Raw genomic sequence first — 11322 nt, 5'->3', positions numbered from 1 at the left:
GAACTCGCCCTGCTTCCGGTCCTGCCGACCATACTCGATGAAGAAATCTTCAAGCGCCATGGTGCGAGAGGCTTCTTTGTTCTGCAGCTCCAACGTTGCGCCGAGCGCAATCAGAGCCGGAGGGGTGTCGCCAATCGGTGACCCATTGGCGATGTTACCGCCGACTGTGCCTGACGCCCTCACCTGCTTCGACCCAATCCTCCGCCAAAGTTCTCCAAGATCAGGAGACAGTTTCTCAGCCGCCGCATGGCTGTCCTGATAGGTCGCTGTTGCACCAATCAAAAGGCCCGCAGCCGTGTCTTCCACCCGGTTCATGCCGTCTATGCGGCCCAACCAGATGATTTTCGGCAGATCGCGCAATTGTTTGGTGATCCAAAGCCCTACATCCGTGGCACCGCCAACGAGAGTTGCATCTGGATGCTGCGAATAAAGCGCAGCCAAACCTTCAAATGTGGCAGGTGAAGCAAAAAAGCCGTTGCCATAAGGCAAATATATATCGCGCTGGTCAGATAATTCACGAAGCGCCTGAACGGTTTCATCGCTGCGCTGGGCGAAACAATCATCCGCAACATCAAAGCAGGACGCCAGTGCTGCCTCGACTATCGGGCGATATCCGGTGCATCGACAAAGGTTGCCCGCGAGCCAATCGGTGACCGTTTTACGGCTCCTTGTCTTGCCATTCGCGTGATACAGCGTGAAGAGTGACATGACAAAGCCAGGGGTGCAGAAACCGCATTGAGACCCGTGAAGGTCAACCATCGCCTGCTGCACCGGATGCAAGCGTTCATCGGATGCGAGATCTTCAACGGTCACCAATTCGGCTCCGTCAATCATCCCGAGCAGCAAAATACAGCTGTTGACGGGTTGATAGACGATTTCTTCTCCAACAAGCCGCCCCAGAGCAACCGTACATGCGCCGCAGTCACCCTCACCGCACCCTTCCTTAGTTCCCGTCTTTCGGCGACGAAGACGCAAATAATCCAACACCGTTTCAGTTGGCTTGACGTCGGTGAGTTCTACAACTTTTCCATTTTGGAGAAACCGAATGGTTTCACGCATAAATCAGCTCCCGCGATAGGTCGAATAGCCGTACGGAGACAGCAACAATGGCACATGATAATGCGCGCCTTCGTCAGCAATGCCAAAGCGGATTGGGATGATGTCCAGAAATAATGGATCAGGAAGCTCCTGTTCGCAGGATTTCAAGTATTCTCCCGCGAAAAAGCGCAGCTCATATGTGCCGGTTTTGATGGTGTCACCGTCCAAAATGGGATTATCAACCCGGCCATCAGAATTTGTTTGATGGGTCGAAATGAGTTCGCTTGTCTCATTGATTGCCCACAATTCTATCTTCAGCCCTTCAGCCGGCACACCCAAAGCTGTGTCGAGGACATGCGTGGTCAAACGCCCCATTTGAATTCTCTCCCAATCGCCGCCTCAAGAGGCTGGCATATGTCAAAAATGATTGCACCGATTGCACCAAAGCAATAGCGCAGATTTGCGTTCTTCATGATGCCGTATTGGCATCAAAAAACTCTAAGTGGACTTTCAAAGTCTCCACAGCGTGTTCAAAGAAGCGCGCAGGAGCGAGACCTAGCGCCCGCATGGAAGATGTCACAATGCAAAGTCGATCCGCTTGCAACGGCCCGTCTTTTAATGGCCGAAAAACCAGCTGGCCGGATGCCAGATCATCTTCGGCACCAACCCGCGTTTGAAATCCGACAATAGGGCCAGATCGCACCAAAGACCGCAGGAACTTCAAGGAATTGGCTTCTGCCACAATATCCGGGTCCTGCTCGACGCCCCGGCGCGCAGCGTCAAGACGAGCACGAAGTGACAACCCTTCTGATGGCAACGCGATGGGGTATTTCAGACATTCCGAAAGTGTAAGAACTTTCTTTTCTGCCAATTCATGATCCGGACGCATCAAGGCACCGATTGCAAGATCATGATGAAAGGCAACGGACAGGCTTGCTGCTTCTGGCGGATCAAATGTGAACCCGACATCGGCCTCACCCGTTTCAACACGCTTTGCGGCCCCGTTAGACGTCGCCACAATCACTTTCAAGTTGATATCCGGAAAGGTCTTGCGAAAGCTCGTGATCAAGTGAGGCAACAGCACTTCCGAAACACTCTCAACAGTGGCGATGGTGACAGTCCCACGACGAAGTCCCTTGAGCGCCTCCAACTCAAACATGGTCCCATCGAAATCAGAGTATGTTCGACGAACATGGGCCAAAAGCACTTCACCGGCTTCGGACAGTTTCAAACGCCGTCCCACACGCTCAAACAGCTGCAAGCCAAGAGCTTCTTCAAGCCACAGCACCTGACGGTTTACGGCGGAAGATGCGACATTCAGCTCGCGCGAAGCGGCCCTGATGGAGCCGACTTCAGCGACTTTCGCGAAATACCGCATGGCAGGCGCGTAAAGATTGCGCGCCTTGTCCTGATGGCTTGTGTTGCCGGTCATAGGGTCTACGGCACCAGAACCGTCGCGCCCGTTGTCTTGCGGCCCTCTAGGTCTTCGTGAGCCTGCCGCGCATCCGCCAAAGCATATTCCTGATTGACGGCAATTTTCACTGCACCGGATTGAATAACATCAAACAGGTCGCGCGCAGTTGACGCGAGTGTTTCCGCTGTCGCGATGTATGTGAAGAGCGTCGGCCGGGTCGCGAACAGTGAGCCTTTCTGGGCAAGCAAACCCAGATTAAAGTCAGCAATCGGCCCGGAAGATTGACCAAAGCTTGCCCAAAGCCCCAAGGGTTTCAAACAATCCAGACTGCCGGGATAGGTGTCTTGTCCAACGGAATCGTAGACAACATCACAGCCCTTGCCGTTAGTTATCTCTTTAACGCGCTCGACGAAATCCTCAGTTCGATAGTTGATCACATGGGTGTAACCATTGGCTTTCGCAAGTTCCGCCTTTTCTTCCGATCCAACAGTGCCGATGACTGTTGCGCCCAAATGGGATGCCCATTGTCCGGCAATTAAACCAACACCGCCAGCAGCAGCATGGAAAAGCAAGGTGGTTTCGCTGGTCACGTTATAGGTCTGGCGGAGGAGATATTGAGCGGTCATTCCCTTCAGCATCATGGCCGCGGCCACCTTGTCGTCAACATCATCTGGAACCTTGACCAGCCGGTCAGCCGCAATAACACGCTCTTCGCTGTAAGATCCTATGGGACCTGCATAGGCTATACGGTCACCAACATTGAGCGTATCAACGCCTTCCCCAACAGCGACCACAATCCCTGCCCCTTCGTTTCCCGGAATAAAGGGCAGACCGCTGGGAGCCGGATAAAGCCCGGAACGAAAATAGGTATCAATAAAATTGAGGCCGACTGCTGTGTGCCTGATCCACACTTCACCTGCAGCCGGATCACTAACCTCTACACCTTCCCACTTCAGGACTTCGGGGCCGCCATTTTCATGTACGCGAATAGCGTGAACCATTGCTCTTGCCTCTCATATTAACTTTGAGAGGACAGTAAGCAGCGCTACGCCCCCGAACAAGAGAGGCTGACCCTAAAACACTGATAATATTCCGGAGATAATCGCGGATTAACCGTAGCGCTCCAGAAGCTGTTGAACGGCAGAAACGCCAAAGAGATAGAAACTGGCAACAGTGAACACCGTTGCCGCTGCCCCCTCCAACACCATCCCGTTTGATACCGCCAGCCCAGCCAATCCCAGCCAGAGGAAAGTTACGGCCAATGTTGCAATTCGCCACCGCTTCACCCGCACAGGATGGCTGAACCGGATTGGAAGAAAGGTCAAAACACAGCAGAGGAGTACAAAGATGATCGTAAAGGTTTGCGACGGGGACAAAACCATCAACCCAAACACGACCATGTTCCAGACGGCAGGGAAGCCTTTGAATGATCCATCTGGCGTCTTCATTCCATTGTCTGCGAAATAAAGAGCGCCGGTGAAGACAATCAAACCACCGCAAATCCAGTTCCACGGCTGGTCCAGCATTCCACTTGCAGACAATGCAAACGCCGGAAGGAAAACATAAGTCGCGTAATCGATTACAAAATCGAGCGAAGACCCGGACCAGCGCGGCAATCGCTCCGCAATATTGAACTTTCGAGCAAGCGGCCCATCAATACCATCGACGACCAGTGCAAGGCCGAGCCAAGCAAACATCTCTCCCCATTTACCCTGAGCCCCGGCCAATAGTGCGATCAACGCAATCGGGGCGCCCGAAGCCGTGAGAACATGGATTAAAAACAGCGCCGGCTCCTTACTGTCTTTTTCCGGAGTAATATCAGTCACGGGGTTGCTGGGTCCCTATTGTCCGCAGTCATGCACCACTCTGTCAGCGGCGCGGCGTCTAACAAAACGCCCTCAATTTGTCTGGATGAACGGGGCGCGTCTCAACTGTCCAATATTTCAGTTTCATGACAGGCTGAACAGTGGTTTTGCGCGCTATTTTTACAAAGGTCAAGAGCGCCAGCCACCCGACGTTTGTTTTCCCGAACGGCAATACTACTCGTTAGCCAGCTGAAGACATCATCAGTGCTGCCAGTGCGCCGCCCCAAACCAGAAAGAGGATGCCCAATACGTACGAAAACCACTTGGACGGAAACGCCTTTTCGATTGCCATCAAAGCGCCAAGCCCGGCAATCCAGATGACATTCATCAAGCCGACTGCAAACATCAGCGTCATCATCGCCCAGCAGCACCCAAGGCAAGCCAAACCCTGAACAATACCTTCCTTCAACGCCGCAGCTTCCCCCTTCTCAGCGTGGCGCAGGTTCAAAAACTGCCAACGCGGATACCAACAGCGATAAAGGCAGGCCTGCTTGGCCGGTGTGAATTGATAGATACCCGCAGCAATCAAAACACTCGCCGTCAATGCCAGATGCGCAGGCACCATCATGGCATCCAACATGCCAACCTGTGTCAGGCCCCACTGAATCACGATCGCAATAACTGCGTACCCAATCCAGATGCTCAAATACCCAACGGCAACAAACAACGTAGATAGAATGGGAGCCGCCGCCGTCCCGCTGGCTTGTTGGTGATAGGATTTCAACATTGGAACGGCTGTCGGCAACATCATCGCCAGAGCCATCATCACCCACATCCAAAACACCAGACCGAGATCCAGCGCGCCCCACTCAGCTCCGGGCATGCCAAATGTTGCAGCAGATGTCGGCAAACAAAGTGCAGCTAGCGCCGCACGTGCCTCGGCAGGCAAACCGGCAAACTCATTGAAGACATTGAAAAGGCCCATACCCGGCCCGGCTTCGGTCATATCCATGACCGGCACCATGTCAGCGACCATAGTGCCCAAGTAGATCCAACCAAGCAGACTGAGCATTACAAGACAAAAAAGAACCAGCGGCCAGCCGCGTTGACTGCCTACAGCATTCGGCATGTTTGACTTGGAATCCATGATTATTCCTGAATTCCCTACCTTCTCAACCACGTTGTCAGTCATGCCTCATCTTGCCCAAAACCGAGAACCACGCTCAGCCATAGCAGAAGACAGACCGCTGGGAATTGATCTGCCGCATAGCTCACATACTCCGAACTTATAAATCGGCACAGAGTGTTTTTGGTTGAGACGAGATGCCACCTTGCAATCCTCGCTTAGAAAGACACATTACCGCTCAAACAAACAAATTCGTGAGCCGCAAATGTCAAAGACAGAACAAAATATACCCGTCCATGATGTAGCCGTTATCGGCGGAGGTCCATCTGGTCTGACCGCAGCGATCTTGCTGGCACAGGCGGGACTGTCGACTCTCATCGTAACACCACCAGTCAACGTTACGGATGGTCGAACAACGGCACTTTGGCACGATTCCATCAATATGATGGAAAAGGCGGGCATTTGGGAAAATCTCAAACCCAAAACCTCCGAGATTTCCCGGCTTCGAATGATTGACGACACAGGTCGTCTTATCCGTGCGCCGGAAGTAACGTTCGAAAGCGCGGAAATCGACCTTGAGGCGTTTGGGTACAATATCCTCAACAAAGACCTGAATGCTGCCCTTGATGAAAAGGCGCGGGAAACGGAAAACCTGATAATCGTGCACGACTTGGCAGACCAGTATGATCTGACCGAAAGCCACATTCAGGTAACCACCGAAGCCGGAGAAACCTACCGAGCAAAACTGGCGGTCGCAGCAGATGGCCGGAATTCCAAACTCCGCGACAAGGCTGAAATCAAAATCGACCGCTGGTCCTACTCCCAAGTCGCAGTCGTCCTCAACCTGTCGCACGATCGTCCTCACAATCACGTTTCAACCGAGTTTCATAAGAAGACCGGTCCTTGTGCACTTGTCCCGCTTACCGGCAGAAACTCGTCCATTGTTTGCGTTGAAACGCCCGAAGGGGCTTTGCGGCTTGGCGAGATGGGCGATGAACAGTTGGCTGCCGAATTGGAGCGTCGTGTTCATTCGATCTACGGAAAACTGAAGGTGACCACCAAAAGGCAGATGTTTCCGCTGGCAGGAATGATGGCAAAAACCTTCGCAGCCAACCGCGTTATGCTGATTGGAGAAACAGCTCATGTATTCCCACCGATTGGGGCGCAGGGGCTAAACCTATCACTGCGTGATGTTGCCAGCCTTCTGGAGGTGGTATCACTGGCGGAAAGTCGCGGGGAAGATATTGGCGGTGCAACAGCCATGACCGCCTACGACAAAAAGCGGCAACCGGACATTGTTACCCGAACCAATGCCGTTCATGCGTTGAACAGATCTCTCTTGAGCGAACTGTTGCCGGTTCAATTGGCAAGAAGCGCTGGGCTGCAATTTGCCAGCAAAGTATCTCCGTTCCGCAAACTGCTCATGAAGGAAGGCGTGAGCCCGCGCCTTTCCGGCATGATTCCAGTCCCGTTTCGGTAGCTCTTATGCTGGCTTAAATGTAGCCGCTGGAAATTGCCCATATAAATCCAGTAACGGTGACGACAGACGCCACCGTTCCAATCATCACAAAACTCGCCGCCCTTTGCACATAAACCCCATATTGTTGGGCAATGACGAAAACATTGGTCGCGGGCGGCAAACACGCCATCAAGACGGCAGTGGCAACCCAGATCGGTTCAAACCCGCCGATCCAGAGCAAAAGCAGATAAATCAGCACCGGATGAACGAGCAGTTTAACGACTAAAACGGCCGGTAGTTCCATTGGAACCCGTCCAACAGGCCGCAGCACAACGCTGACCCCCATGGCGAACAATGCGCACGGGGCCGCAGCACCGCCCAAATACTCCAGCATCTTGTCGACGGCTTGGGGCGGGCGAACTTCCAGCGCCGCGGCCCCGACACCAGCAATTGTCGCCAGAATAAAAGGGTGACTAAACACACGCCAGGAGATGCGAAGCAGCGTGTGACCGATTGGTTCTGAATCGGTTCCGCCAATCGCCATCATCAAAGGCGCCAGAATGAACAGCAGCGTGTTATCGAAACACAAGATCAATGCCGTTGGAACTGTCGCCTCCGGCCCCAGCACCGCCAAGGTCAGACCCGGTCCCATGTAACCAACATTTGAATAGGCCCCGGCGATCCCGAGAATTGTGGATTCGGGTATGCTCCCTCGCGTCGCCAAAACCCCAATACAAAAAGCGACGGCAAACATCGTATAGGTTGCAAATGTTGTGGCAGAGATGAAACTGAGATTGGTCAGCTCTTCAATCGGAGTTTCCGACAAGAGCCGAAAAAACATGGCGGGCAAAGCGATGTAGACGATGAAAAAATTCATCCACGCCAAACCACTCTCGGGGATCTTTTTCAACTTCCCAGCGATAAAGCCGAGGAAAATCAGCCCGAAAAACGGAAACGCGAGCGATATGACATCGTGCATGAAGGTATCCGGAACAAAAAATACAGAACAGCCGGCAGGAAACAAGCTATCTGCTATTCACAGCAAACGCTTGCAACGAAGCAACTCCTTGGATACTGACGCCTAGCTTGGAAAAGGGTTTCGGTCAATCAAGCCTTGGGCGCATATGGTACACCACACCGAAACTTTCCGGAAAACCGCCTGCAGACGAAAGAACAGCCGCAAATAGATGACTGACCGCGCACAACCTTCCCCCCTGAAAGCGCTTCAATACCGGATCGAAGCCGGCCTTCTCTCGTCAATCATTTTCTTGTTTCGTCTCATACCAGTGGACATTGCCTCGTCATTCATGGGGTTTTGCTGGCGGACCTTCGCTCCGTTCAACTCCCGGCACAAGCGCGCCATTGCCCATCTCAAAAAGGCTTATCCGGATAAAAGTGACGCGGACCTTCAGGCCATTGTGCGGGGTATGTGGGAAAACCTCGGGCGCGTAAGCGCTGAAACATTCTACATCGACAAATTGCTCAAGGATGGCAGGCGATTTGAAGCCATTGCCGATGAAGGCACTCAAAAGATCCTTGATGAAAAGCTTCCTTGCCTGTTTGTCTCACTCCATTCCGGCAATTGGGAATTGACCGTTCAACCAGCTGTTCGCATGGGCATTACAATTGCCGGCGTTTATCAGGCTTTGAAAAACCCAAGCGCGGAAAAAATCCTGAAAGACACGCGCCTCCACCTTTACAAAGGTGGACTGCATTCCAAGAGCGCCAAAACACCGCGCCTTTTGCGCAACGCACTCGATGAAGGGGGTGTCGTGGCAATGATGGGTGATCTGCGCGAGCGCCGCGGCGTTGAGGTGAACTTCTTCGGCCAGCCAGCTTTCGCAACACCCGCCCCAGCCTCACTTGCCAGAGCTGCAGATGTTCCGATTGTTGTGGGCCGGGTCATTCGAAAAAATGGAACGCAATTCACTATCCAAGGCCGGATGCTGAACGTGACCAAAACGGACGACCGCAAGGCCGATATTGCCCGTATCACCCAAGACATCCACGATGTATTTGAAGAGTGGGTTCGGGAACATCCAGACCAGTGGATGTGGATCCATCGCAAATGGGATTAATGGCCTCTTGAAAGCGCGTTGCGTGTAAACAAGCCCTTCGCCTATCGGAGAATGGTTGCACTGCAACAAAGCCGATATAGCATGAAGTCACGATTGCTTGCATTCTGACGGGAGGCAAACTTCATGAAAACACCACGCGCCTTTTACAATCCGCTCGCTATCGGCGCTCCTGCCCCGTTTCGCGAGCCACCAGTAAAACTGGAGCGCATGATCCATTTCGTCCCCCCGCAGATTGAAAAAATGCGGGCCAAAGTGCCGGATCTCATCTCCAAGGTGGATGTGGTGCTTGGGAACTTGGAAGATGCAATCCCTGCGGATAGTAAAGTTGATGCGCGCCGTGGTTTCATCCAGATGGCCAAGGACAATGACTTCCAGTCCACCGGCCTTTGGACTCGTGTGAATTGTCTGAACAGCCCATGGCTTCTTGATGATCTCCTCGAAATTGTGCTGGAGGTTGGTGACAAGCTTGATGTCATCATGCTGCCAAAGGTCGAGGGACCTTGGGATATCCATTACCTCGATCAACTGCTGGCGCAATTGGAAGCCAAGGCAGGCATCGCAAAACCAATCCAGATACATGCGATTTTGGAGACCGCTGAAGGCGTCAAGAATGTTGCAGATATTGCAGCAGCAAGCCCACGCATGCATGGCATGAGCCTAGGCCCTGCTGACCTTGCAGCCTCCCGTGGCATGAAGACAACGCGGGTTGGCGGCGGACATCCGGATTACGTTGTGTTGGCGGATGAAGCCGAAGGCACACAACGCGCTGCCTATCAACAGGACCTGTGGCACTACACGGTCGCCAAGATGGTCGACGCGTGCCTTTCCTATGGCATCAAACCCTTTTACGGGCCGTTCGGCGATTTTTCTGATCCGGCCGCTTGTGAAGCCCAGTTCCGCAATGCCTTCCTGATGGGTTGCCACGGGGCATGGTCGCTTCATCCGACCCAAATCGACATTGCGAAAAGAGTTTTCAGCCCGGATCCCAACGAAGTGCAATTTGCCAAGAAAATTCTGGACGCCATGCCTAATGGCACAGGCGCAGTCATGATCGACGGCAAGATGCAGGATGATGCCACCTGGAAACAGGCAAAGGTCATCGTCGATCTGGCCGTTCAGGTTGCGGCCAAGGACATGGAACTGGCTGAAGTTTACGGACTTTAGACACTCGGCATGTAAGCTTGGTCCTTCAAAAAAAGACGAACACTTGCAAGGCCATAACACACACGTTATGTCAGCCGTTCTTGAGCCAAATGGACCAGTAGAAATGCGGACGGCAAAATTCAATATAGGTCAGGTGGTTCGACATCGAATTTACCCTTTCAGAGGTGTGATTTTCGACGTCGACCCGACCTTTTCAAACACGGAAGAATGGTGGGACGCCATTCCGGAAGACGTGCGTCCGAAACGCGACCAGCCATTTTACCATCTACTCGCTGAAAACGACGAGACTGAGTATGTGGCTTATGTTAGCGAACAAAACCTCGTACTGGACATGACCGGAGAACCAATCCGCCATCCGCAAGTGGAGGAAATCTTCGAAGAACAGACCGACGGCTCATATATGGTGCGCGACGTCGACCTTCATTGATTTTATTAGATAAGAACAAAAGAAAAAAGGCCGCTGAAATTGAGCGGCCTTTTTCATGTCTCTAGGGTTAGGACCCTAAACAATTACCAGTTTTACTGGCTTGCCTTTTGAGCGTCGATCAGCTTCTGACGAGCTTCATCAGCGCGGCGTTGAAGTTCATTCTGCAGCTGCTTTTGCTTTTCTTCGATCTGCGCCACATCCATCGGTTCGCCATCATAAATTTTGGTGAAACCAATCAGGGTCAGCTCAAAGGGAACTGCTTTTGCCTGCTGGTTCAATGCTGTGACAAGAAGCTTGCCGCCCTGCTTCATGCTGGTGACGAAACTGTCATCAATGACCAGTTCGGAATAGCACGCGTTCGGAAAACAAATGCCATATTTGGCTTGTGTTTGTTTGCCACTATCGATTTGAACGCGCAGACCCGGCTGGATCAACATTCCGGTAGGAACAGCCATCAGAAGCGTTTTTCGCGCTTCACCTTCAATCTCGCGAATAGCAACCGAAGACAAAAACTGCCCGGTGCTGGTGCGCAGTTCCTGCGTAATCAGGCAAACCTGCTTGTTCGCTTTCGGGTCTTGGTTACAAACCTTGAGCCAAGGAGAATCCTGTTCTTCCTGCGCGGACGCAACCAGAACGGAAGAGGAAACTGCCAGCGCGGCCAACGCGCAGCCTACCACTCCTCTTTTCAACACATCAAACATACCAAACTTCCTCAATCATGCGACGGCTGACATTGGGGGTGTTCTGCGGCAAAGCCAGAAGAAACTCAAGGGGTCAGACGCCACGAATCCAACGCATGTGACGTAACACG

General features: G+C 52.8%; 12 protein-coding genes. 4 read left to right on the top strand and 8 right to left on the bottom strand.

Translation table 11 applies throughout. The annotated features are described in order from the left end of the window. The 6 genes from TRICHSKD4_RS25895 to TRICHSKD4_RS25870 form a co-directional block, all read right to left on the bottom strand. The coding region (locus TRICHSKD4_RS25895; protein WP_040617424.1) for a xanthine dehydrogenase small subunit at nt 1–1059 on the bottom strand (1059 nt) is incomplete at its 3' end. Between the two features lie 3 nt (nt 1060–1062). Further along, a complete protein-coding gene (gene uraH, locus TRICHSKD4_RS25890; protein ID WP_009760254.1) occupies nt 1063–1413 on the bottom strand; it encodes a hydroxyisourate hydrolase in 351 nt (116 codons plus the stop codon). A gap of 94 nt (nt 1414–1507) precedes the next feature. Beyond that, nucleotides 1508–2470: a LysR family transcriptional regulator gene (locus TRICHSKD4_RS25885; RefSeq protein ID WP_009760253.1), complete on the bottom strand. Its 963-nt coding sequence runs from the start codon at nt 2468–2470 to the stop codon at nt 1508–1510. A 5-nt stretch (nt 2471–2475) separates the two neighbouring features. Further along, nucleotides 2476–3453 carry a quinone oxidoreductase gene (locus TRICHSKD4_RS25880; protein ID WP_009760252.1) on the bottom strand — a complete coding sequence of 326 codons (978 nt, stop codon included), beginning with the start codon at nt 3451–3453 and terminating at the stop codon, nt 2476–2478. Between the two features lie 108 nt (nt 3454–3561). Then, on the bottom strand, nt 3562–4278 hold the full coding sequence (locus TRICHSKD4_RS25875; RefSeq protein WP_009760251.1) for a phosphatidylcholine/phosphatidylserine synthase: 717 nt from the start codon (nt 4276–4278) through the stop codon (nt 3562–3564). A 220-nt stretch (nt 4279–4498) separates the two neighbouring features. Beyond that, nucleotides 4499–5404, bottom strand: coding sequence for a DUF2182 domain-containing protein (locus TRICHSKD4_RS25870; protein WP_009760249.1), 906 nt, complete (start codon nt 5402–5404; stop codon nt 4499–4501). A gap of 244 nt (nt 5405–5648) precedes the next feature. Between TRICHSKD4_RS25870 and TRICHSKD4_RS25865 the strand changes: the two genes are divergently transcribed. Then, entirely contained in the window at nt 5649–6863 is a 1215-nt protein-coding gene (locus tag TRICHSKD4_RS25865; protein ID WP_040617423.1) for a UbiH/UbiF family hydroxylase, read from the top strand. A 13-nt stretch (nt 6864–6876) separates the two neighbouring features. Here the strand turns inward: TRICHSKD4_RS25865 and TRICHSKD4_RS25860 are convergent, their stop codons facing one another. Beyond that, complete coding sequence (locus tag TRICHSKD4_RS25860; RefSeq protein ID WP_009760247.1) at nt 6877–7821, bottom strand: AEC family transporter; 945 nt, start codon at nt 7819–7821, stop codon at nt 6877–6879. A gap of 208 nt (nt 7822–8029) precedes the next feature. Here TRICHSKD4_RS25860 and TRICHSKD4_RS25855 point away from each other — a divergent pair, with 208 nt between their 5' ends. The 3 genes from TRICHSKD4_RS25855 (at nt 8030) to hspQ (ending at nt 10511) form a co-directional block, all read left to right on the top strand. Continuing rightward, nucleotides 8030–8920: a lauroyl acyltransferase gene (locus TRICHSKD4_RS25855; RefSeq protein WP_009760246.1), complete on the top strand. Its 891-nt coding sequence runs from the start codon at nt 8030–8032 to the stop codon at nt 8918–8920. Between the two features lie 123 nt (nt 8921–9043). After that, the gene (locus tag TRICHSKD4_RS25850) at nt 9044–10084 is read left to right on the top strand and encodes a CoA ester lyase (protein ID WP_009760245.1); all 1041 of its coding nucleotides are present in this window, start codon (nt 9044–9046) and stop codon (nt 10082–10084) included. A 103-nt stretch (nt 10085–10187) separates the two neighbouring features. Then, the gene (gene hspQ / locus TRICHSKD4_RS25845; protein ID WP_040617583.1) at nt 10188–10511 is read left to right on the top strand and encodes a heat shock protein HspQ; all 324 of its coding nucleotides are present in this window, start codon (nt 10188–10190) and stop codon (nt 10509–10511) included. Nucleotides 10512–10603: 92 nt separating this feature from the next. On the opposite strand, the gene TRICHSKD4_RS25840 is transcribed toward hspQ, so the two are convergent. Further along, a complete protein-coding gene (locus TRICHSKD4_RS25840; RefSeq protein WP_009760243.1) occupies nt 10604–11212 on the bottom strand; it encodes an invasion associated locus B family protein in 609 nt (202 codons plus the stop codon). Nucleotides 11213–11322 lie beyond the last annotated feature (110 nt).

The organism is Roseibium sp. TrichSKD4 (genome assembly GCF_000148725.1).
Taxonomy (GTDB): Bacteria; Pseudomonadota; Alphaproteobacteria; order Rhizobiales; family Stappiaceae; genus Roseibium.
The sequence above is the reverse complement of the archived record's forward strand: the minus strand, read 5'-3'. Positions and strand labels throughout refer to the sequence as shown.